The 21,703-nt window shown below is 72.6% G+C and carries 22 protein-coding genes, 1 tRNA gene and 1 pseudogene; 10 read left to right on the forward strand and 14 right to left on the reverse strand.

The annotated features are described in order from the left end of the window. Window positions 1-25: 25 nt before the first annotated feature. Entirely contained in the window at window positions 26-814 is a 789-nt protein-coding gene (locus OHA84_RS09225; RefSeq protein WP_266951219.1) for a ferritin-like domain-containing protein, read from the reverse strand. Window positions 815-1,005: 191 nt separating this feature from the next. Further along, on the reverse strand, window positions 1,006-2,055 hold the full coding sequence (locus OHA84_RS09230; protein WP_266951217.1) for an LLM class F420-dependent oxidoreductase: 1,050 nt from the start codon (window positions 2,053-2,055) through the stop codon (window positions 1,006-1,008). A gap of 101 nt (window positions 2,056-2,156) precedes the next feature. Between OHA84_RS09230 and OHA84_RS09235 the strand changes: the two genes are divergently transcribed. Beyond that, window positions 2,157-3,149 (forward strand): aldo/keto reductase, encoded by a 993-nt coding sequence (locus tag OHA84_RS09235; RefSeq protein WP_266951215.1) that lies wholly within the window; start codon window positions 2,157-2,159, stop codon window positions 3,147-3,149. Beyond that, window positions 3,146-5,446, forward strand: a complete 2,301-nt coding sequence (locus tag OHA84_RS09240) for an ATP-dependent RecD-like DNA helicase (protein WP_266972259.1) — start codon at window positions 3,146-3,148, stop codon at window positions 5,444-5,446. Before OHA84_RS09235 ends, OHA84_RS09240 begins: the two co-directional genes overlap by 4 nt. Before the next feature lie 79 nt (window positions 5,447-5,525). Here the strand turns inward: OHA84_RS09240 and OHA84_RS09245 are convergent, their stop codons facing one another. Further along, a complete protein-coding gene (locus tag OHA84_RS09245) occupies window positions 5,526-6,185 on the reverse strand; it encodes a hypothetical protein (protein WP_053678798.1) in 660 nt (219 codons plus the stop codon). Window positions 6,186-6,232: 47 nt separating this feature from the next. On the opposite strand from OHA84_RS09245, the gene OHA84_RS09250 reads away from it, so the two are divergent. Continuing rightward, window positions 6,233-6,421: a DUF5703 family protein gene (locus OHA84_RS09250; RefSeq protein ID WP_053678800.1), complete on the forward strand. Its 189-nt coding sequence runs from the start codon at window positions 6,233-6,235 to the stop codon at window positions 6,419-6,421. Window positions 6,422-6,460: 39 nt separating this feature from the next. Here the strand turns inward: OHA84_RS09250 and OHA84_RS09255 are convergent, their stop codons facing one another. The 4 genes and pseudogenes from OHA84_RS09255 to OHA84_RS09270 all read right to left on the reverse strand — a co-directional run bounded on the left by OHA84_RS09255 (window position 6,461) and on the right by OHA84_RS09270 (window position 9,207). Next, the gene (locus OHA84_RS09255) at window positions 6,461-6,592 is read right to left on the reverse strand and encodes a hypothetical protein (protein WP_266952014.1); all 132 of its coding nucleotides are present in this window, start codon (window positions 6,590-6,592) and stop codon (window positions 6,461-6,463) included. 558 nt (window positions 6,593-7,150) lie between these two features. Then, window positions 7,151-7,339: pseudogene (locus OHA84_RS09260) on the reverse strand (chaplin); the annotation flags it as partial. 171 nt (window positions 7,340-7,510) lie between these two features. After that, on the reverse strand, window positions 7,511-7,744 hold the full coding sequence (gene chpH, locus OHA84_RS09265; protein ID WP_053678804.1) for a chaplin ChpH: 234 nt from the start codon (window positions 7,742-7,744) through the stop codon (window positions 7,511-7,513). Window positions 7,745-7,881: 137 nt separating this feature from the next. Next, on the reverse strand, window positions 7,882-9,207 hold the full coding sequence (locus OHA84_RS09270; RefSeq protein ID WP_266951209.1) for a M20/M25/M40 family metallo-hydrolase: 1,326 nt from the start codon (window positions 9,205-9,207) through the stop codon (window positions 7,882-7,884). Between the two features lie 172 nt (window positions 9,208-9,379). On the opposite strand from OHA84_RS09270, the gene OHA84_RS09275 reads away from it, so the two are divergent. Then, window positions 9,380-9,467, forward strand: a tRNA-Leu gene (locus OHA84_RS09275). A gap of 195 nt (window positions 9,468-9,662) precedes the next feature. Here OHA84_RS09275 and OHA84_RS09280 read toward each other — a convergent pair. The 6 genes from OHA84_RS09280 to OHA84_RS09305 form a co-directional block, all read right to left on the reverse strand. Further along, the gene (locus OHA84_RS09280) at window positions 9,663-9,911 is read right to left on the reverse strand and encodes a hypothetical protein (protein ID WP_063839536.1); all 249 of its coding nucleotides are present in this window, start codon (window positions 9,909-9,911) and stop codon (window positions 9,663-9,665) included. Window positions 9,912-9,959: 48 nt separating this feature from the next. Then, window positions 9,960-11,225, reverse strand: coding sequence for an MFS transporter (locus tag OHA84_RS09285; RefSeq protein ID WP_266972256.1), 1,266 nt, complete (start codon window positions 11,223-11,225; stop codon window positions 9,960-9,962). Beyond that, window positions 11,218-11,958, reverse strand: a complete 741-nt coding sequence (locus tag OHA84_RS09290) for a FadR/GntR family transcriptional regulator (RefSeq protein ID WP_053678813.1) — start codon at window positions 11,956-11,958, stop codon at window positions 11,218-11,220. Before OHA84_RS09290 ends, OHA84_RS09285 begins: the two co-directional genes overlap by 8 nt. A gap of 150 nt (window positions 11,959-12,108) precedes the next feature. Further along, a complete protein-coding gene (locus OHA84_RS09295; RefSeq protein ID WP_266951204.1) occupies window positions 12,109-13,548 on the reverse strand; it encodes an amino acid permease in 1,440 nt (479 codons plus the stop codon). A 217-nt stretch (window positions 13,549-13,765) separates the two neighbouring features. Then, window positions 13,766-15,310, reverse strand: coding sequence for an APC family permease (locus OHA84_RS09300; RefSeq protein ID WP_266972253.1), 1,545 nt, complete (start codon window positions 15,308-15,310; stop codon window positions 13,766-13,768). A 38-nt stretch (window positions 15,311-15,348) separates the two neighbouring features. Beyond that, window positions 15,349-16,287, reverse strand: a complete 939-nt coding sequence (locus OHA84_RS09305; RefSeq protein WP_053678819.1) for a hypothetical protein — start codon at window positions 16,285-16,287, stop codon at window positions 15,349-15,351. 209 nt (window positions 16,288-16,496) lie between these two features. On the opposite strand from OHA84_RS09305, the gene OHA84_RS09310 reads away from it, so the two are divergent. Beyond that, window positions 16,497-16,928 carry an ASCH domain-containing protein gene (locus tag OHA84_RS09310; protein WP_053678821.1) on the forward strand — a complete coding sequence of 144 codons (432 nt, stop codon included), beginning with the start codon at window positions 16,497-16,499 and terminating at the stop codon, window positions 16,926-16,928. 91 nt (window positions 16,929-17,019) lie between these two features. Here OHA84_RS09310 and OHA84_RS09315 read toward each other — a convergent pair whose 3' ends face one another. Next, the gene (locus tag OHA84_RS09315; RefSeq protein ID WP_053678822.1) at window positions 17,020-18,675 is read right to left on the reverse strand and encodes an FAD-binding dehydrogenase; all 1,656 of its coding nucleotides are present in this window, start codon (window positions 18,673-18,675) and stop codon (window positions 17,020-17,022) included. An 84-nt stretch (window positions 18,676-18,759) separates the two neighbouring features. On the opposite strand from OHA84_RS09315, the gene OHA84_RS09320 reads away from it, so the two are divergent. The 5 genes from OHA84_RS09320 (at window position 18,760) to OHA84_RS09340 (ending at window position 21,563) form a co-directional block, all read left to right on the forward strand. After that, window positions 18,760-19,281 carry an NUDIX hydrolase gene (locus OHA84_RS09320; RefSeq protein ID WP_266951198.1) on the forward strand — a complete coding sequence of 174 codons (522 nt, stop codon included), beginning with the start codon at window positions 18,760-18,762 and terminating at the stop codon, window positions 19,279-19,281. 9 nt (window positions 19,282-19,290) lie between these two features. Further along, a complete protein-coding gene (locus tag OHA84_RS09325; protein WP_053678826.1) occupies window positions 19,291-19,689 on the forward strand; it encodes a YidH family protein in 399 nt (132 codons plus the stop codon). After that, a complete protein-coding gene (locus OHA84_RS09330; RefSeq protein ID WP_053678828.1) occupies window positions 19,686-20,015 on the forward strand; it encodes a DUF202 domain-containing protein in 330 nt (109 codons plus the stop codon). Before OHA84_RS09325 ends, OHA84_RS09330 begins: the two co-directional genes overlap by 4 nt. Before the next feature lie 153 nt (window positions 20,016-20,168). Continuing rightward, window positions 20,169-20,465, forward strand: a complete 297-nt coding sequence (locus OHA84_RS09335) for a hypothetical protein (RefSeq protein WP_053678830.1) — start codon at window positions 20,169-20,171, stop codon at window positions 20,463-20,465. Window positions 20,466-20,651: 186 nt separating this feature from the next. Beyond that, window positions 20,652-21,563 carry an MBL fold metallo-hydrolase gene (locus OHA84_RS09340; RefSeq protein ID WP_266972223.1) on the forward strand — a complete coding sequence of 304 codons (912 nt, stop codon included), beginning with the start codon at window positions 20,652-20,654 and terminating at the stop codon, window positions 21,561-21,563. The last annotated feature ends 140 nt before the right edge of the window (window positions 21,564-21,703 follow it).

The following is a 21,703-nucleotide window of genomic DNA, read 5'->3' on the forward strand; positions in this document are numbered from 1 at the left end:
CTCCCGCGGGGCGCCGCCGGGCCGCTCAGGCGAACTCGGGTGCGGTGACGGGTTCGCCGCCCAGCGCGTCGCGCCGTTCGGGCAGGCGCAGGTCGATCATGCGGTGCCAGCCGCTGAAGCGCTCGTACGCGTACATGCCGCGGATGCCGGCGGCGAGCGCGGCGGACTTGGGCGCGGGCCAGCGCAGGATCCGCCCCATGTGCGCCATCACGGCGAGGCTCACGTCGCGGTAGACGCCGATCTCGGCGAGCGCGCTGGTGCGCAGGGTCCGCTGGATGGTCCGGGCGTGGCCCTCGCGGGCGAGCCTCAGGAGTTCCTCGTGGCAGTAGGCGAGGTGGTTGTCCTCGTCGTTGCTGATCATGCGGATGGCATTGCCGATCTCGGGGTGGTCCCCGAAGCACTTGACCAACATCACCATCTGGTCCGCGGCGCGCTGTTCGGTGACCCGGCTGTGCGCGAGGTAGACGACGATGTCCTCCTCGGTCAGCGGTTCGTCGCGGCGCAGCTTGTCGTGGGCGAGCCCGATGCCGCGCCGCTCCAGCAGCATCGTGTAGTCGGTCTCGGGCGGCACGGGAACCGCCGGCAGGCCGCGTTTGCGGAGCAGGGCCCGGAAGATCCGACCGTGCTTGTCCTCGTCGGCGCCGTGGCGGGTGATCTTGGGTGCGAGATCGCGCATGCCGGCCGGCACGAGGGCCGCGATCCGGGCGTTCTCCCAGCCTCCCTGGGACTCCCCGCTGGCGGCGATGGAGCAGAACAGCTGGAAGGAGTCGTCGTGGTCGACGATCTCCTGGAACAGGCTGCGGGCAGAGAGCATGTAACGAGTCAAATGCGGATGGAGCGGACGGGCAACCGATACGTCGCACCGCTCGGCCGAATGAACGAACCGAAGGCGATGCCCGCAGGGCGTAACCCGGGGCCCGCCGATCGCGTTGTTGGCGGTGTCGGCCGTGGCGGGGAAGACCCCCCGAGCCCCCACCACGGCCGCAGAACTTCCGACTCCTCGCCTCAGGCGAGACCCGCCAGTTCCAGCGCCTCGGTGCCGGCGCGCAGGGCGGTGATCCGCTCTTCCAGCGTGAATCCGGCCGGGGCCAGCGTCAGGGTCGTGACCCCGGCCTCCGCGTAGGCCCGCATCCCGTCCGCGATCCGCTCCACGGAGCCCAGCAGGGTGGTCGAGTCGATCAGCGAGTGCGGGACGGCGGCCGCCGCGCCCGCCTTGTCGCCGGCCAGGTACTTCTCCTGGATCTCGGCCGCTTCCTTCTCGTAGCCCATGCGCTGGGCCAACTGGTTGTAGAAGTTCTGCTTGGCGCTGCCCATGCCGCCGACGTACAGCGCGGTGTACGGGCGGAACATGTCCGCGAGCCCGCCCACGTCGGCGCCGATGGCCAGTGGCACGGTCGGACAGACGTCGAAGCCGTCCATCGTCAGGCCCGCCTTCTCGCGGCCCGCGCGGATGTGTCGCAGGGCCGTCTCCTCCAGGTGCTCCGCCGCCGGGAAGATCAGCAGGGCTCCGTCGGCGATCTCGCCCGTCTGCTCCAGGTTCTTCGGACCGATCGCGGCGATGTAGAGCGGGATGTGCTCGCGCTCGGGGTGCACGGTGAGCTTGATCGGCTTGCCGGGGCCGCCGGGCAGCGGGAGGGTCCAGTGCTGCCCTTCGTAGCTCAGCCGCTCGCGGCTCATCGCCTTGCGGACGATCTCCACGTACTCGCGGGTCCGGGCGAGCGGCTTGTCGAACTTCACGCCGTACCAGCCCTCCGAGACCTGCGGTCCGGAGACCCCGAGGCCGAGTCGGAAGCGGCCCTTGGTGAGCGAGTCCAGGGTGGCGGCGGTCATGGCCGTCATGGCGGGCTGGCGGGCCGGGATCTGGAAGATGGCCGAGCCGACGTCGATCCGCTCCGTCTGGGCCGCGACCCAGGCCAGGACCGTGGCCGCGTCCGAGCCGTAGGCCTCGGCCGCCCAGCAGACGTCGTACCCGAGGCGGTCGGCCTCCTGGGCGACGGCGAGGTTGTCGGCGTCCATGCCCGCACCCCAGTAACCGAGATTGATGCCGAGCCGCATGTGTCGTCCCCTTACCGGTTTACCGATCAGTAACGTTGGTCTGCGGGGGACTGTAGCGCGCCACGGTGCCCCGCGTCAGTGCCCCAGTAGTCTCAGCGCTCATGGAGCAGAGGCATCTCGGCCGCACCGGACTGCGCGTCTCCCGGATCGGCCTCGGCACCCTGACCTGGGGACGGTCCGCCGAAGGACCCGACGAGGCGGGCGCGGCCGAGCAGTTGAAGACCTTCTGGGAGGCGGGCGGCACCTTCGTCGACACCGCCGACGTGTACGGGGGCGGGGAGGCGGAGTACCTCCTGGGGCAGTTGATCGGCGGAGCGGCGCCGCGGCGGGAACTGGTGATCGCGACCAAGTCGGGGTCCGTACGGGACCCGGATCGGCGCTTCGACTGTTCGCGCGGCCACCTGCTGGCCGCGCTGGACGATTCGCTGGCCCGCCTGGGCACCGACTACGTGGACCTGTGGCAGGTGCACGCCTTCGACCCGGGAACCCCGCTGGAGGAGACCCTCCAGGCCCTGGACCTGGCCGTGAGCAGCGGACGGGCGCGGTACGCGGGGGTGGCCGGCTTCAGCGGCTGGCAGTTGGCGAAGGCGGCGACCTGGCAGCTGGCGGCGCCGGGCCAGCGGACCCGCCTGGCGTCGACCCAGATGGAGTACTCGCTCCTCCAGCGGGGCGTGGAGCGCGAGGTGCTGCCGGCGGCACTGGACCTGGGCGTGGGCCTGCTGCCCTCGTCGCCGCTGGGGCGCGGGGTGCTGACGGGCAAGTACCGGGACGGGACGCCCGCCGACTCGCGGGCCGCGTCGGAGACCCTGGCGGCCTTCGTGGACCCGTACCTGGACGATCCCGCGAGCCGGATCGTGGACGCGGTGGCGACGGCGGCGCAGGGGTTGGCGGTGACCCCGCTCCAGGTGGCGCTGGCCTGGATCCGGGACCGGCCGGGAGTCGTCGCGCCGATCGTCGGCGCGCGGACGGCGGCGCAGCTCGGCGCGGCGCTGTCGGTGGAGGCCCTTAGTCTTCCCGAGGAGATCTGCCGTGCGCTGGACGACGTGTCGGCGCCCGTGCACCGCTACCCCGATCAGGACTGGAGCACGCTGTGAGTACGGACCGTCACGCCCCCGAGCCCGCCGCCGCGGATGAACTGGCCGCCCCCGGCCCGGAGGGCGGGCCCACGGACGGCTCCGACGGCGTCGCTCCGCCGGAGACGGATCAGGCCGCCGAAGCACCGTCCGAGCCCCCGTCGGACACGGAGGCCGCACCGGATGCCGAGCAGGATGCCGACGGGCCGGAGGCCGACGCCCCGGTGCCGACGGTGACGGACACGACCGCCGACACGACCGCCGAGGATGCCGACGCCGATCCGGAGGCCGCGTCCGACGCCGCCGACGACGATGCCGATGCCGATGGGTCGGGCGCGACGGCAACCGGGGACGCGGCCGCCGGCGACGCGGAGGGTGCCAAGCCCGCGCTCAGCGAGGCGGCGGCGGAGTTGGCCGCGCAGAAGGTCGAGCGCGAGCGGATCGCCCGGCGCAAAGCGGAGCGCGAGGCACCGATCGAGGCCGGCGCGAAGCTCAGCGGGACGGCCGCCGACCTGCTGGCCGCCGTACGGGCCGTGGAGAGCGGCGCCCAGCCCGCTCCCGTGTACTTCGACGACGCCCCGGCCGCGCCGCGCCCCGCTCCGGCCGCCGCTCCCCCGCAGCCCCGCACGCCCGCGCCCGTCGCGGCGGTCGCCGTCGGCGACGTCGACGCCGTACGCGCCGTCCTGCTGCGCGGTGGGGCTCCCGAGGCCTTGGCGGCTCAGGCCGCGGCCGTGCTCGGCGAGGGCGCGGCCGAGCGGCTCGCCGAGGACCCCTGGCTGCTGTTGGCGGTGGCCGGGGTGCGTCCCACCCAGGCGGACGGATTCGCCCGGGCCCTGCTGGGCCCCGAGGCGGGCCCGGCCGACGAGCGCCGCAGCGCCGCCCTGGTGGGCTGGCTGCTGGACCAGGCCGCCCTGAAGGGACACACCGCGCTGGAGGCGCCGATCCTGGAGAAGGCGCTGGCCCAGTACGGCGTCCCGGACGCCGGGGAGGCGCTGGAGCAGGCCATCGGGGACGGCACGGTGCTGGTGTTCAACGAGCAGTTGGACCCGCCGGGCACCGAGTACGCCGAGGGCGAGGAGCCCCCGGTGCGCGTCCTCTTCGGTCTGGAGGGCTGCGCCCTGGCCGAGGAGAGCCTCGCCGACGGGCTGGCCCGGCTCGCCAACACCTTCGGCGGGGCGGCCGATTGGGAGAAGGCCGCCACCGGACCGGGCGCCGATCTGATCCGGGCGGTCTCCGGCCACGGCCTGGTCACCCATACAGGTGGCGAGGCGGCTCGCGCCGAACCGACGGCCCTGCTCGCGGCCGCCCGGGAATTCGGGCTGCGGGCGTACCTGGTCGCCCACGCGCCGCACGAGGGCGCCGTGACCGTGGCGGGCCTGCTCGCCGGCGCCGAGGGGCCCGGGCGGGACGCGGACGGACAGTTCGCGCTGGACCTGCTCATCGTCCTGGACGCCCCCCAGCTGGACGTGGAGACCGCCGCCGCGCTGGTGGAGTCGGTGCCGGACGGCGCCCGACTGGTGCTGTCCGGGGACCCCGCCGTCCTCGGCTCGGCCGGGCCGGGGCGGGTGTTCGCGGATGTGTTGGCGGCCCGTGCCTGCCCGCAGTCGGTCTCCCGCATCCCGGACCCCGGCCCGCTCGGCGAGCTGGTCTCGGGCATCGGGATCGGGGAGCTGAACCAGGTCGAGGCTCCCGGCAAGGAGGTCGTCATCGTCCCGGTGCGCGACGCCGGGGAGGCCGTGCACCGAACCGTCCAGCTGGTGGCCGAGTCGGTGCCCCGCGCGTTCGGCGTCCCGGCGGACGACGTGCAGGTCATCACTCCCGGCCACGGCGGCTCGGCGGGCACCAGGGCGCTGAACACCGCCCTCAAGGAGCGGCTGAACCCCGGCCCCGGCCGCTTCCGCGGCTTCGACCCCGGTGACCGGGTGGTCCACGTTCCCTCGCCGGGGCGGGCGCTGCCCGCGCGGGTGGTGTCGGCCGACGCTGAGGGGCTGCACCTGGACGCCTCGGGCGAGCGGATCGTCGTACCGCAGGAGCAGGTGGAGTCCCGGGTCCGGCACGGCTGGGCGGTGACCGCGCACCAGGCCGTGGGCGTGCGCTGGCCGGCGGTGGTCGTGGTCCTGCCGGGCGACGCGGCGGAGGCCCTGTCGCGGGACTGGGTGTACACGGCGTTCGGGCGGGCCGAGCGGCACCTGTCCGTGGTGCACGGCGTCGACCAGGCCCTGCCGGCGGCGGTGGCCCAGGGGCTGCCGAAGCCGCGCACGACCCGCCTGACGGGCCTGCTGCGGGCCCTGGTGGCCTCGGCCGAACAACCGCGGTAGCGCGGGTGACGTCGGTGTGCCCCCGCCCGGGTCCGGGCGGGGGCACACCGACGTGCGCACCGACGTGCGGGGTGAGGGGTCAGGCCGGGGTCAGGCCCGGCGCGGTGGCCTCCTCGGCCTCGTCGTCCTCGAAGTCGTCCGGCTCCTCGTCGAAGACCGCGCTCACGTCGAACCGGTGCAGGACGTCCTGCGGGTCGGTGTGCCCGAAGGGCGTGTCCAGCCACTCCCCCGGTTCCGCGATCTCCTCCGAGGCGGCGAGCCAGAGCGTGGAGTCCCCTTCCTCCAAGCCGAACTCCTTGTAGCGGGAGGCGATCTCGTCGGGCTCGTACTCCCCGAAGAGCACGCCGAGGGCACCCGCGGTGCCGCCGTCGTCGACCAGCTCGGCGTCCCGGTCGTGCGCGGCGACACGCTCGGCCTGGGCGATCAGTCGCTGGGGTTCCACGACGGCGTAGTCGCGGCGGATGAGCACGCTGAAGGCGGCGGGCTCGGCGGGGCCGGTGTACGGGACACCGTCCTCGGGCGTCGGGATCTCGAAGGGGGTGACCTCGTCGTAGCGGTCGTACAGGAGCTCGTCGTACTCCTCGGCGGCTGCGGCGAGTTCGTTGAAGGCGGCGTAGACGGCCGGGTCCTCGTCCCCGATCCTGCTCTCGACCGCGGCGAGGTGACGGTCGAGCGCGGCCTTGACCGCCTCGGCGGCGGCACGTACCTCGGCAACAGTGGGCAGAGCGGCATCAGACATAGTGCAGACGCTATCCGTAGCAGGGCTCTGCCCGCACAATAGATGCGATGCCGGAATACGAATTTGTCGACGTGTACGTGCCCCGCGGGGTTCCTCGCCACGAGGCCACCCGCCTGTTGACCGACCATGCCGAGTACGGGCACTGGGAGCTGGACCGACTGACATTGCACCGGGACGGCAGTCGCCGCGTGCGGTTGCGCCGCCGGATCATCCGCCAGGTCCGCGCCACGTGGTGACGCGGGTCCCGGGGGCGGGACCCGCGTCGTGAACGGCCGTCAGGCGGCGTTGCGGGCGCGCCGGTAGAGCACGGCGCCGGCGAGCAACAGCCCGCCCGCGAGCGGAACGCCGGCGCTGAGGACGTCACCGGCGCCGGTTTCGGCAAGCCCTTGGCCCTGGCCGGGCTTCACGGGAGTACCGGGGTTGCCCGGAGTCCCGGGATTGCCGGGCGTACCGGGGTTGCCCGGAGTCCCGGGGTTACCGGGCGTACCGGGGTTCCCAGGAGTACCGGGGTTACCGGGCGTACCCGGGTTGCCCGGGTTGCCGGGCGTACCCGGGTTCCCAGGAGTTCCGGGGTTCCCAGGCGTACCCGGGTTGCCGGGCGTACCCGGGTTACCGGGCGTACCCGGGTTCCCAGGAGTTCCGGGGTTCCCAGGCGTACCCGGGTTGCCGGGCGTACCCGGGTTACCGGGCGTACCCGGGTTCCCAGGAGTGCCGGGGTTACCGGGGTTGCCCGGGGTGCCGGGGTTGCCCGGGGTGCCGGGGTTGCCCGGGGTGCCGGGGTTGCCCGGCTCGTCGCCGTCGCACGGCTCGTCCGGGTTTCCGGGGTGGCCCGGGTGACCGGGGTTTCCGGGGTGGCCCGGGTGGCCCGGGTTTCCGGGGTGGCTCGGTCGTGTCGGTTTGCCGGCGTTCTCGCAGCGGTTGCCGAAGGCGGGGTTCAGGCCCCCCACCACGTTCACTGTGTTCCCGCAGGCGTTCACCGGTACGTCCACGGGCGCCTGGAGGTTGTTTCCGGACAGCAGGCCCGGGGAGTTCGCGGCATGGCCGGACGCTCCGGCGTCCGCCTGGGCGACACCACCACCCAGCGCGAGAACACCTCCCGCGGCCGCCATGGTGATCAGGGTCTTCCTGGTGACCTGTACTACCGGTCGTCGCATCTGTACTCGTCCCCTGTTGTGCACGTTTCGGTCGACGCGCAGGCCCTGCAGGCTCCCCCGCCTGCCGCGCCGAGATGTCGGAAGCCGGGCCGCGTGATCGAGATCGGGCCCGGAAAGCCCGGTGGCCCCGGAGCGCTGGAACGCGCTCCGGGGCCCGGGACTTCAGATACGTCAGGCGTTGACGCAGGTGTTGCCGAAGGCCGGGTTCAGCAGACCGATCACGTTGATCGTGTTGCCGCAGACGTTGACCGGCACGTGGACCGGAACCTGGACGACGTTGCCGGACAGGACACCGGGCGAACCGATGGCCGCACCCTGGGCACCCGCGTCGGCGGCAGCCATGCCCGCACCCGCGAGAATGAGACCACCAGTGGCAGCCGCAGCGGCGACAACCTTCTTGAGCATTGTTCCTCCTAGTAGGCAAGTGCGGTCCCAGCCGCGGACCGCACCACCTGTAACGAGGAAGGATCACCGGGGCTACGAGCGTATGAGTGCATTCACTCTTCTCGGTGACGTCCGCACACCCTCCCGAATCTCGCGCCTCAGGCGTTGTCGATGAATCGGTCGAGCACCCGAACACCGAACTTCAGCCCGTCCACCGGCACCCGCTCGTCCACGCCGTGGAACATGCCGGCGAAGTCGAGCTCCGGGGGCAGCTGGAGCGGGGCGAAGCCGAAGCAGCGGATTCCGAGGTCGTCGAAGGACTTGGCGTCCGTGCCGCCGGAGAGCATGTACGGAACCGCGCGCGCGATCGGGTCCTCCGCCTTCAGCGCGGTCTGCATGGCGTCGACGAGCTTTCCGTCGAAGTCCGTCTCCAGGGCCTTGTCCGCGTGGACGTCCTCCCGCTTCACGCGCGGGCCGAGGATCCGGTCGAGGTCCGCGAAGAACTCGTCCTCGTAACCGGGCAGGAAGCGACCGTCCACGTGCGCGGTGGCCTGGCCGGGGATGACGTTGACCTTGTAGCCGGCGCCCAGCATCGTCGGGGCCGCCGAGTTGCGCAGGGTGGCCCCGACCATCTTGGCGATGCCGCCGAGCTTGGCGAGCGTCGCGTCCATGTTGTCGGGGTCGAGGGGGGTTCCGAGCGCGTCCGAGAGTTCGTCCAGGAAGGACCGCACGGTCTTGGTCACGCGCACCGGCCACTGGTGGCGGCCCAGCCGGCCCACGGCCTCGCACAGCTCCGTGATGGCGTTGTCGTTGTTGGTCATGGAGCCGTGGCCCGCGGTGCCCTCCACCGTGAGCCGCATCCAGTGCATGCCCTTCTGGGCGGTCTCCACCAGGTACAGGCGCAGGTTCTCGTTGACGGTGAACGAGAAGCCGCCGACCTCGCCGATGGCCTCGGTGACCCCCTCGAAGAGGCCGGGGTGCTTGTCGACGAGGTGCCGGGCCCCGTAGACGCCGCCCGCCTCCTCGTCGGCGAGGAAGGCGAGCACGATGTCGCGCGGGGGCTTGCGGCCGCTGCGCATCCGGTCGCGCACGACGGCCAGCGTCATCGCGTCCATGTCCTTCATGTCGACCGCGCCGCGCCCCCACAGGCACCCGTCGGCGATCTCGCCCGCGAACGGGTCGTACGTCCAGTCCGCGGCGTTGGCGGGGACGACATCGGTGTGGCCGTGGATCAGCAGCGCCGGCCGGGAGGGGTCCTCGCCCTCGATGCGCGCGACGGTGGAGGCCCGCCCCTTGTGCGATTCGAAGATCTGCGGCTCCAGCCCGACCTCGGCCAGCTGCTCCGCGACCCACTCGGCCGCTTTCCGCTCACCGGGGCCGGAGTGGTCCCCGTAGTTGCTGGTGTCGATCCGGATGAGGTCACGGCAGAGGTCGACGACCTCGTCCTCACCGGAGACGGTCCTGCCCGCGCTCGATTCGCTCACGCTGCTTCCTCCCACTGATCAGTGCCGACTTCCTCCCCCCATCCTCGCCCCACGGGCCGCCGTCCCCAAGGGCGATCCCCGGTCACCTGGGGGGTGTGATCGAGGACCCCGGAATGTTTGGTAATGTTTTCCACGTCGGAACGGCCCGCGAGGGACGCGAGACAGACACCTTGTCCGGGTGGCGGAATGGCAGACGCGCTAGCTTGAGGTGCTAGTGCCCTTTATCGGGCGTGGGGGTTCAAGTCCCCCCTCGGACACCAGCAGGAACCCCACTTCATGTGGGGTTCTTTTGCTTTTCCGGGCCGTGGCGGGACCGACCACGCGACCAAGGGCCCCGGAGATTCCCCAGGGCGGCCCGAGTGTCGCGCCCACGGCGCAGACCGCCGCCCACGGTCGCCCCGGGCCGAGGGTGACCGCGGTCCCGGCCGCGGGATCACGTGGACCACGGCCAAGGCCTAGTCCCCGCGCGGTCGCCGGGTCCTTCGACGGCGCTTGGCAGGGTGGTCCGAGTCGTCCTCGGCCGTGGGCAGGGCGGCATCGCTGTCCGCGTGGTCGTTCACCCAACCGCAGAGCGGGCAGGCGTACCGACCGTTGAGCCCTGCGATCAAGGTCCCGCACTTGCGGCATTCGGTCTCTGTGATCTCCAGCGCGGACAACGGGGGTTGCTCGTCCCGCGGAGGGGGCGCCGGTAGCCATCGCGTCATGGGAGCACGCTACCGCCGTGATGTCCGGCGGGGTCGCCCGCGTCCCGTTCAGGGGCGGCCGGCCACGTGCAGGGGGCGGGAGGCGCCGAGGCCCGCGGCGATCTGCGGGGCCAGCAGGACCAGGAGCACGATCAGCGGGAGCGTCCAGGTGTGGGAGGCGTCGTGGATCGCGCCGAGGACGGCCGGGCCGGTGGCGGCGAGGGTGTAGCCGAGGCACTGGGCCATGCTGGAGAGCTGGGCGGTGTGCCGGGCGTCGGGCGCCCGGTGCAGGATGAACAGGAGCGCGAGGCTGATCGCCACGCCCTGGCCGAGGCCGAGCAGGACCATCCAGAGGTACGCGCCGGCGACCGGGGCGACGAGGAGCCCGGTGAAGCCGAGGGCGCACAGGACGGCGCCGAGGACGGCGAGGGTTCCCGTACCGATCCTGCGGCCGGCGACGACCGGCGCGAGGAAGGAACCCGCGATGCCGAGCAGCGAGGAGAAGGAGAGCATCCATCCGGCGTTGGCGGGGCTCGTCCCGGCGTCCGTGAGCAGCGTGGGCAGCCAGGCGGCGGCCGCGTAGTAGCCGAGGGACTGCAGCCCCATGTAGGCGGTGACCTGCCAGGCGAGCGGGGAGCGCCACAGGCCGCGTACGGGGTGGGCCGCGGCGCGGGCGGTGGCCGCCGCGGTGCGGGTGCGGGAGCGGGTCTGCGGGAGCCAGACGAGGAGCGCGACCAGGGCGAGGGCGCCCCAGCAGGCGAGGGTGGTCCGCCAGGTCATGTCGCCGGCCTGGCGGACGGGCAGGGTGACGCCGGCGGCGAGTGCGGCGCCGCCGAACAGGGACATGGAGTACAAGCCGGTCATGAGGCCGGTGCGGGTGGGGAAGTCGCGCTTGATCAGTCCGGGGAGCAGGACGTTGGCGACGGCTATGCCGGCGCCGATGACGAGCGTCCCCGCGAACAGGGCGAGCACGCTGTCGAGCATGCGCAGGACCGTGCCCGCGCAGACCAGGGCCATGGTGGCGAGGAGGGCGCGCTCCGTGCCGAGGAGGCGGCCGATCCGGGGGGCGAGGGGCGCGAGCAGGCCGAAGCAGAGCAACGGGAGTGCGGTGAGCAGGCTGACCGAGGCGGCCGACATCCCGCTGTCCACCCGGATGGTGTCGGCGAGGGGTGAGACGGCGACCAGCGCGGGGCGCAGGTTGAGCGCCAGCAGGACGACCCCGGCGGCGAGGAGGAGGGCTCCGCGGCCCGCGGTGCCCGGCGGGGCGGGTGCCGACGGCGGTGGGGGTGCGGGGATCGCGGGTCGGCCGGCGCGGGTGGCGGCGCTGTTACTCACGTGGTGCTCCTGAAGTGTGCTGCGTGTGCGGCCGCGCGTCCGGCCGGCGCCCGGTCAGGGCGGCCACGCCTTCGGCGAGGTGGGCGGAGACCGCCGCCTCCGCGGCGTCGGGGTCCCGGGCCTCGATGGCGTCGGCAATCGCCTGGTGCGCATCGAGCTGGTGGCGTACGGAATCGGGTACCGGGGCGTTGACGACGGAGTGGACGCCGGCCCGCAGCGCGCTCGCGAAATGCTCGTAGAGGTCGGTCAGCACGCTGTTGTGGGCGGCGGCGACGACCGCGCGGTGGAAGGCGAGGTCCGCGTCGACGAAGGCCTCCGTGTCACCGCTCTCCCAGCCCCGGGTGCGCTCCGCCATGGCTTCGCGCAGGGCGGCGACGTCCTCGGGGGTGCGTCGGAGCGCGGCGTGGCGGACGGCGTCCCGCTCCAGCGCGGAGCGGACCTCGTAGGCCTCCAGTTCGCCGGAGCGGCGCAGGCGGCGCTGGACGGCCGCTCCGAAGTCGCTGCGGGCACGGACGTAGGTGCCGTCGCCGCGCAGGGGTTCGAGGAGTCCGGTGTGGACGAGGGCGCGGACGGCCTCTCGGACGGTGTTGCGGCCGACGCCGAGCTGTTCGATCAGTACGGGCTCGGCGGGGATCCGGGTCCCGACCGGCCACTCGCCGTCGGCGATCAGGGTCTCCAGCTGGGTGATGACCTGGTCGACGAGGGTGGCGCGGGGGGTGCTGCGCAATGGCATGGTCCGGTCCTCTCGATTCCGTCGCTGGGAACATGGGAACATCCCATGTTTGAGGAAGCAAGTCGCCGTTGTTGCCCTCGGGAAGCGCGCGGGCCCCCCGCGCCGGATCGGAACTCCGGTGCGGGGGGCCTCGCGGGCGGGTCGGGCGGGTCAGCCGCGGGCGGCGGCGATCTCCGCCACGCGGCGGCGGACCAGGAACCAGCCGCCGACCAGGGCCGCGCCGATCACGGGCACGAACATGACCGTGGTGCGGCCCACGCCGCCGTCGGACCACATCAGGACCAGGACGGTGGCGAGGAAGACCAGGGTGACGATCTGGGTGTAGGGGGCCCAGGGCAGTCGGTAGGCGGGGCGCTCCACGCGGCCCTGTCGGGCGCGGCGCCAGAAGTGCAGCGAGCAGAGCATGACCATGGCCCAGGTGCCCAGGATGCCGAGCGAGGCGAAGTTCAGGACGATCTCGAAGGCGTCCTTGGGCATGAAGTAGTTCAGGCCCACGCCCGCGACACCGAAGGCCGCGGTGAACAGGACGCCGCCGTAGGGGACCTTGCCCTTGTTCATGACGCCGGTGAACTTGGGCGCGGAGCCGGACATCGCCATCGAGCGCAGGATCCGGCCGGTGGAGTAGAGGCCGGAGTTCAGGCTGGACAGGGCGGCGGTCAGCACGACCAGGTTCATGATGCCCGCGGCGCCCGGGATGCCGAGCTTGTCGAAGACCGTGACGAAGGGGCTCTGCCCCTCGGAGTACGAGGTGTAGGGGAGCAGCAGGGCGAGCAGGACGACCGAGCCGACGTAGAAGATGCCCACGCGCCACATGATGGAGTTGATCGCCTTCGGCATGATCTTCTCGGGGTTCTCGGTCTCGCCGGCGGCGACGCCGCACAGCTCGACGGAGGCGTACGCGAAGACGACGCCCTGGATCACCAGGAGCATCGGGAGCATGCCGACGGGGAACAGGCCGCCGTTGTCGGTGATCGAGGACAGGCCGGGGGTGTGGCCGTCGATCTCGTGGCTGGTGGCGACGAGGTAGATGCCGACGAGCAGGAAGATCGTCAGGGCGGCGACCTTGACCAGGGAGAACCAGAACTCCATCTCGCCGAAGTACTTCACCGAGATCAGGTTCGCGGTGAGGACGACGGCGAGGGCGACGAAGGCGAGGACCCACTGGGGGACGTCGGTGAACATCGCCCAGAAGTGCGCGTACGTCGCGGCGGCGGTGATGTCGGCGACGGTGGTCGTGGACCAGTTGAGGAAGTAGAGCCAGCCCGCGGTGTAGGCGCCCTTCTCCCCCATGAACTCGCGTGCGTACGAGACGAAGGCGCCGGAGGAGGGGCGGTACAGGACGAGCTCACCGAGGGCGCGCACCACGAAGAAGGCGAAGACGCCGCACACCGCGTAGGCGATGGCCAGGGAGGGCCCGGCGCCTGCGAGCCGGCCACCCGCACCGAGGAACAGGCCGGTGCCTATCGCCCCGCCGATGGCGATCATGTTGATGTGGCGGGACTTGAGGTCCTTGCTGTAGCCCTCGTCACCGGCGTCGACATGCGGGGAGGGCGCCGTGGCGGGAGCCTCGGCCAAGGTGCGGTCACTCATGTACTGACTTCGCCTTCGTGGGTGGGACAGGCAGGTCAGAACCGCCGCGCGGGGACGTTCTGTGGTGTCTCCGGCGCCGCGGTCCGTGTGTGGTCGCCCCAGGAGACCATGAGGCTCCGCTACCCGCCAAAACCCGGTCCATGTGTACGGAAGTCCCCGACGACCTTGGAAAGGGGTGTCGGGGGCCTCTGTGGAGCTCGAATGCGTGGCGGCGAGATCAGTCCCCGGGGGTGGGGTCCGCGGCCTGGTCGAGCCGGAACGCCTCGTTGCCGAGACCGATCCGGGCGTGCGCGTCGGGGCGGCGGGACTTGAGCACCAGCCCGTGCGCGAGGCCGCCCGCGGCGGCCAGTCCGATGATGCCGGGCAGCGCCCGGCTGAGCACGGAGCCGTCCTCGGCGCCGACGAGGACACCGAAGTCCTTGACGGTGTAGACGGCGATGAAGAGGAGCGCCAGACCGGCCGCGCCGGCCGCGACGAGCCGCCAGACCTGGGCGCCGGCGGTGCCGCGGCGGACGAAGAAGGCGATCACGGCGAAGGAGGCCGCGGCCATGAGGAGTGTCACACCGAGGGCGCCCACGCTGCCCATCCAGGTGAACAGGTGCAGCACGGGGGCCGTGGGGTCGCCGGCCGGTCCGTCGTCGGTGACGGCGAAGGCGAGGACCACGATCGCGGCGATGCCGGTCTGCAGGAGCGAGCCGGTGCCGGGGGCGCCGGTGCCGGCGTTGGTACGGCCGAAGGCGGCCGGGAGGAGGCCCTCGCGGCCCATGGCGAAGGCGTAGCGGGCGACCACGTTGTGGAAGCTGAGCATCGCCGCGAACATGCCGGTGACGAAGAGGACGTGCAGGACGTCGGTGAAGCCGGTGCCCAGGCGGCTCTCGGTGAGCTCGAAGAGCAGGCCGGGGCCGGCGTCGGCGGCGGTCTTGACGACGTCGGCGGGTCCGGTGGCGACGGTGAGCGCCCACGCGCTGAACGCGAAGAACAGCGCGACGAATCCGACGGCGAGGAACATCACCCGGGAGACGACGATGTGGGGCCTGCTGGTCTCCTCGGCGTAGACCGGGGACTGCTCGAAGCCGACGAAGGCGGCGATGCAGAAGCAGAGGGCGGTGCCGAGGCCGGCGCCCGTGAGGGTCTCGGGGTTGAAGGCGTGCAGCGAGAGGCCTTCGGGGCCCGGCTTGCCGAGGGCGGCGACGTCGAAGACGACGACGAGCGCGCATTCGATGAGGAGCAGGACACCGAGCACCTTGGCGTTGAGGTCGATCTTGAGCCAGCCGAGCGCGCCGGTGGCCGCGACCGCGATCAGGGCCGGTATCCACCAGGCGAGTTCGATGTCGAGGTAGGTGGCGAAGAGGCCGGAGATCTCGAAGCCGAGGATGCCGAAGACGCCGACCTGCATCGCGCTGTAGGCGATGAGGGCGACGAAGGAGGCGGAGGCGCCGGCGGTGGGGCCGAGGCCGCGCGCGATGTAGGCGTAGAAGGCGCCGGCGTTGTGGACGTGCCGGCTCATCTCGGCGTAGCCGATGCCGAACAGCGCGAGGACCGCGCCCAGCACGACGAACAGCAGCGGCTGGCCGACGATGCCCATGACGCCGAAGATGGTCGGCATCACGCCGGCGACCACCATCAGGGGGGCGCTGGCGGCGAGCACGGAGAGCAGCAGGCCGGCGGTGCCGAGGCGGCCGGCGCGCAGGGCCCGGTCCTGCCCCTTGTACGTGCGTATCTCGGCGGGGTCGGTGAGCGTGGCGGATCTACCCGTCGCCATGGTGGCGTCCTTTCGGGGTGGGGACTGGGGTCGTGCTGCTAAGCGGTGCCCAGCGCCGCACTGCGCGCGGCGAGGAACGCCTTGTGCGGATCGAGGTCCGGATACGACCAGGGCGCGGGGGTCGCGTGGCGGCCGATCCGGTGGAAGAGGGCGGCGGCCTCGGCGGAGCGCCCCTCGGCGAGTTTGGCGTGGGCGAGGAAGTTGAGGTCCACGCGGTTGCGGGGGTGGTCGTCCCGCTCCCATTCGAGCCACCAGTCGAAGGCGGAGCGCAGTACCTGGCGGGCGCGGCGGCCGGACCAGTGGGAGACGGCCCCGTCGGGTCCGCCGTGGGCGGCGAGCACCCGGTAGCGCTCCGCGTGGGCGATGACGGGGAGCACGGCGAGCGGGGAGTCGGCCGGGGACTCCTCGGCCGCCCAGGCGGCGAAGTCGTACACCTCGTGGAGCGGGTCGAGGCCGCCGCCGGGCGTGCGCTCGGCGAGCTTGGCGACCATCAGGTGGTGGGCGTGGTGGTGCTCCCGGTGGCGGGCCCGAACCTGGTCGAAGTGGCGGCTGAACTCCTCCTCGGTGCCGAAGTCCCGGGTGAGCAGGAGCAGCCCGAGCCAGGGGGTCGGGTCGGCGGGGAGCAGCGAGGCCGCGCGTCGGCAGGACTCCTCCGCCGCCTCGGGTGTCCCTTTGCGGCGCAGGGCGGTGAAGACGGTGGCGCAGGCGAGCAGGGTGGCGGCGTCCGCGCTGTCGGGTTCGGCGAGCAGCCATTCGCGGGCCCAGGCGGTGGCTGTCGGGGTCTCGGCGAGGACGAGTACGCGGTGGCCCCGGCGGTCCCAGTCGTCGGCGGTGTCGACGAGGAGGGTACGCGCCTTGGCCCATCGGCCCTGACCGAACTGGCCGCGGACTTCCACGAGTTCCATGTCGCAGAGGGCGGGGTCGAAGAGCTGGGCGTCCCGTTTGCGGGCGCGGCCGAGGGGCGGCGGAGGGGACATCCGCGGTTTCCCTCCAGGACACGGGAGCGGGTGGGTGGGGGGATCGGACCGGTGTGTTGCCGGATGATCACGCACAGCAAAGCGGTACGCACAGCTCCGCGTCAAGGTCCGAGCCGGCGGGTGGCGGGTTTCAACTGGTTTGACGGTGAGTGGAGTTGAAGGGTCGGTTCCGGTTCGGGGGCTGTGGCGCCGTGCATAGGCTGGGACGCATGACGACGTACGACGATCTCCCTCCCTGCCTCCTGGGCTTCCCGGGGCCGCTGCGGGACAGCCTGGTGGCCGCGGTCCTCAGCGGGGCGAAGACCACGACCACCGGGCTGCTGCCCGAGTACGAGGCCGAAGGGGAGCCCTTGCCGGTGCCGGGCGACCGCTCGGTGTTGGTGGATTCGCTGGAGCGCCCGGTCGCGCTGTTGGAGGTGACCGAGGTGCGGGTGGTGGCGCTCGCCGAGGTGGACCTGGGGCACGCGCTGGACGAGGGCGAGGGGTACGCGACGGTGGCCGAATGGCGCTCCTCGCACGAGGGGTTCTGGCACAGCGCGCCGATCCGGGAGGCGATCGGCGACCCGGGGTTCACGGTGGACGACGACACCCGTGTGGTGCTGGAGCGGTTCCGGGTGCTGGAGTTGTTGCCGTCCGCCTGAGCACTGTCGTCGAAGTGGCCTCTGCGCACCTTCCCGGATCCGTCGGGCGGGCCGGCCGATCGGACCCGCCCGACGGTGCCTCGTCGCCCGGTCAGCTCACCGCCGCCGCGGCGGCGCGGCCCGCCGCGCGGCCGGAGAAGATGCAGCCGCCGAGGAAGGTGCCCTCCAGGGCGCGGTAGCCGTGCACCCCGCCGCCGCCGAACCCGGCGGCCTCGCCCGCCGCGTACACGCCGGGGAGCGGATCGCCGGAGGCGCCCAGGACACGGGAGGAGAGGTCGGTCTCCAGGCCTCCCAGGGACTTGCGGGTCAGGATGGAGAGCCGCACGGCGACCAGCGGGCCCGCCTTGGGGTCCAGGATCCGGTGCGGGGCCGCGGTGCGGATCAGCTTGTCACCGAGGTACTTGCGCGCCCCGTGGAGGGACATCACCTGGAGGTCCTTGGTGAACGGGTTGAGGATCTCGCGGTCCCGGGCCACGACCTCGCGGCGCACGGTCGCCTCGTCGAGCAGGTCCTGTCCGGTCACGGCGTTCATGCCGCGCACCAGGGCGGCCAGGTCGCGCTCGACCACGAAGTCGGCGCCGTTGTCCATGAAGGCCTTGACCGGGCCGGGCACCGCCTGTCGGGCGCGGTCGATGACCTGGCGGATCGACTTGCCGGTCAGGTCCGGGTTCTGTTCGGAGCCGGAGAGGCCGAACTCCTTGCCGATGATCCGCTGGTTGAGTACGAACCAGGTGTGGTCGTGCCCCGTCTTCATGATGTGGTCGAGGGTGCCGAGCGTGTCGAAGCCCGGGAAGAGCGGTACGGGCAGCCGCCTGCCCGTCGCGTCCAGCCACAGCGAGGACGGCCCGGGCAGGATGCGGATGCCGTGCTTGTTCCAGATGGGGTCCCAGTTCCCGATGCCCTCGGTGTAGTGCCACATCCGGTCCTTGTTGATGTGGCGGGCGCCCGCGTCCTCGGCGATGCCGAGCATCAGACCGTCCACGTGCGCCGGCACCCCGGACAGCAGCCGCTCGGGAGGAGTGCCGAGGCGAGCGGGCCACTGCTTGCGCACGAGGTCGTGGTTGCCGCCGATCCCGCCGCTGGTGACGATGACCGCCTGGGCCCGCAGGGAGAACTCGCCGACGCCCTCACGGCCGCTCGCGGCGCCCCGTACGGCGTCGGAGGGTTCCAGGATCTCCCCCGTGACGGTGTCCAGGACGCCGCCGGTGCGGGAGAGGCCGGTGACCTTGTGGCGGAACGCCAACCGGACCAGACCGCGGGCGACGCCGGCGCGGACCCGCCGCTCGAAGGGCTCGACCAGGCCGGGGCCGGTGCCCCAGGTGATGTGGAAGCGGGGGACGGAGTTGCCGTGGCCGTTGGCGTCGTAGCCGCCGCGTTCCGCCCAGCCGACGACGGGGAAGAAGCGGACCCCCTGGGCGTGCAGCCAGGGCCGCTTCTCGCCGGCCGCGAAATCGACGTAGGCCTCGGCCCAGCGGCGCGGCCAGGCGTCCTCCTCGCGGTCGAAGCCGGCCGTGCCGTGCCAGTCCTGGAGGGCGAGGTCGCGGTGGTCCTTGATCCGCATGCGGCGCTGTTCGGGCGAGTCGACGAAGAAGAGGCCGCCGAAGGACCAGTGCGCCTGGCCCCCGATGGACTGCTCGGGCTCCTGGTCCAGCAGGATGACCTTGCGGCCCGCGTCGACGAGCTCGGCGGTGGCGACGAGGCCCGCGAGCCCCGCTCCGATCACGATCACGTCTGCGTCGTACGTCATGCGCTGCCCGTCCTCCGGTCGGTGGTGGGGCAGATCCTTTGCTACGGAGCGGTAACCAGTCAACAGCGAAGAGGGGACGAAACCGTGAGTGCCTCCGATGAAGTACTGGACGTGGTGGACCGGGACGACCGGGTGACGGGCAGCGCCCCGCGCGGGGAGGTGTACGCCCGGGGGCTCCTCCACCGGTGTGTGTTCGTGCAGGTCAGGGATGCGCGGGGGCGGATCTTCGTGCACCGTCGGACCGACTCGAAGCTGGTGTTCCCCTCGTACCACGACATGTTCGTGGGCGGGGTGCTGGGCACCGGGGAGAGCTATCCGCACGCGGCGCTGCGCGAGGCCGGGGAGGAGTTGGGGGTGACCTCGTTGGCACAGCCGACGCCGCTGTTCAAGTTCCTGTACGAGGGGCCGGGCGGGGCCTGGTGGTCGTACGTGCACGAGGTGCGGTGCGAGGCGCCGGTGCGGCCGCAGGAGTCGGAGGTGGCCTGGCACACCTGGCTGTCCGAGGAGGAACTGGCGGAGCGGGTGGCGGACGGCGGGTGGTCGTGGGTGCCCGACGGACTGGAGGCGTACCGACGGCTGCGCGCGCACCGGGAGTCCCGCCAGTAGATTGATCAGGTGATCGACTTCGTCAAGGACGTGCGCCTCTGGTTCGCACCCGAGAGGCTGAGGGACGAGGGCGAGACCCCCGACTACCGGTTCTCGCTCGCCAACGAGCGGACCTTCCTGGCCTGGATCCGCACCGCGCTGGCACTGGTCGGCGGCGGATTCGCGGTGGACCAGTTCCTGCCGGACCTGCGGTGGGGCGTACGGGTCGGGATGGCCCTCGCGCTCCTGGCGGTGGGCGCGGCCTGCGCCCTGCGGGCGGTGAACCACTGGACGCGGTGCGAGCGGGCGATGCGGCGGGGCGAGGACCTGCCGCTGTCGCGGTTCCCGGTCGTGCTCAGCCTGGGGGTCGGTCTGGTGGCCGTGGCGATGATGGCGGTCGTCCTGTTGGGCTGGACGGCCCCGCGGTGAGCGGACCGGGTCCGAGCCCGGCCGAGGGCCGCGACGCCGGGCTCCAGCCGGAGCGGACCCGGCTCGCGTGGCGGCGTACGACGCTGGCGTGCTCGGTGACTGCGGTCCTGGCACTGCGCCAGGCACTGCGCGGATCCGGATCCCCGGTGGAGGTGGCCGGGGCGGCGGTGATCGTGCTGTTGTGGCTGGTGTTCCTGGGGGTGGCGCACCGACGGATCCGCGCGTTGGCGGCGCACCGTCCGCCGCGGTTGGCGCCGCGCGCGGCGGCGGGGGCGACGCTGTGCACGTTGGCGCTGGCGGCCTTCGCGGTCGCGGTGATCCTCTGATCCTCCGATCCGACGAAGGGCTGATCTGCTCGGTGCGCTCCCCCTCGGCTCGGTGCGCTCCCGCTCGGCTCGGTGCGCTCCCGCTCGGACACGCCAGGGACACGAGCGGTGCAAAAGGGGTGATACCGGATGATCCGCACTAGCCTCGGCTCCATGACGACCCTGCACCACGAGCACCCCACGCACAAGCACGCGCACGGCCCCGGCTGCGGTCACGCCGAGGTCGAGCACGGCGATCACGTCGACTACGCGCACGACGGCCACCTGCACCGGGAGCACTCCGGCCACTGGGACGAGTGCGAGACGGACGAGCACATCACCCACGAGGCCCACCCGCACGCGCACGGCGCGGACTGCGGACACCAGAGCGTCCGGCACGGCAACCACGTCGACTACCTGCACGACGGGCACCGGCACGCCGAGCACGACGACCACTACGACGACCACTGACCGACGCGTTCCCCGGGCCGCGACCCCGGACCGCCGCCGGCCCACCCGCCCCCGACCCGAGTCCCGGTCGGGGGCGGGGTCCGTCGCCGGCCCGTCTCCCCCGCCTCCACCGCCCCGCCCTCCCCGCGCGCGACCGCGGCCGGCAGGATGCCCAGCGCCTGTCAACACCACCCGGGGAGCACGCAGATGACCGTCGAAGAGCCGTACCTCGTCCAGCCCGCCACCGGCGTCCACGCGTACGTCCAACCGGACGGGGGCTGGTGCCTGAACAACGCCGGCTTCGTGAGCGACGGCGGCCGGACCCTCCTCGTCGACACCGCGGCCACCCGACGCCGGGCCCTGGCCCTGCGGGAGGCCGTCGCCGCGACCGGGGTACCGATGCCGCGCACGGTCGTGAACACCCACCACCACGGCGACCACACCTACGGCAACGAGGTCTTCGCCCCGGAGGCGCTGATCCTCGGCCACGACAACGCGCGGGCCGAGCAGCTCGCCGCCGGGCACCAGTTGGAGATGATCTGGCCGACGACCGACTTCGGGGACGTCGCGATCACACCTCCCGACCTCACGTACAACGATCGGGCGACCCTGCACGTGGGCGACATCGAGGTACGGGTCATCCACCCGGGCGTCGCCCACACCACCGGAGACTCGCTCGTGTGGCTGCCCGGACAGCGGGTGGTGTTCACCGGCGACCTGGTCTTCTCGGGCGGCACGCCGTTCCTCGCGATGGGCTCGCTCTCCGGCTCGTTGCGGGCCATGGAACTGCTGCGCTCCCTCGACGCGGAGACCGTCGTCCCGGGTCACGGGCCGCTGACCGACCCCTCCGCGTACGAGGCCACCGAACGGTACCTGCGTCACGTCGCCGAACTCGCGCTGGAGGGGCGCGCGAAGGGGCTGACCCCGCTGGAGACCGCGCTCGGGGCGGACCTGGGCGAGTTCGCGGCCTGGCGGGAGAGCGAGCGACTGGTGGCGAACCTGCACCGGGCGTACGCGGAACTGTCCGGGGAGCCCGAGGGCGCCCCGCTGGACATCGTGGCCGTGCTCCGGGACATGACGGTGATGAACGGCGGCACCCCGATCCTCTGCCACGCCTGATCCGAGCGGGCAGGCCGCCCCGACGCCTCGCGCCCCCACCCCGACGCGCCCCGGCGTGTCGGGGCTTCTTTCGGCGTACCCTCTGGACGGCATACCGACTGGTCGGCATGATGACTCTCGTCCGTTCCGTCACCGTCCAT

The organism is Streptomyces sp. NBC_00513 (assembly GCF_041431415.1).
Lineage (GTDB): Bacteria > Actinomycetota > Actinomycetes > Streptomycetales > Streptomycetaceae > Streptomyces.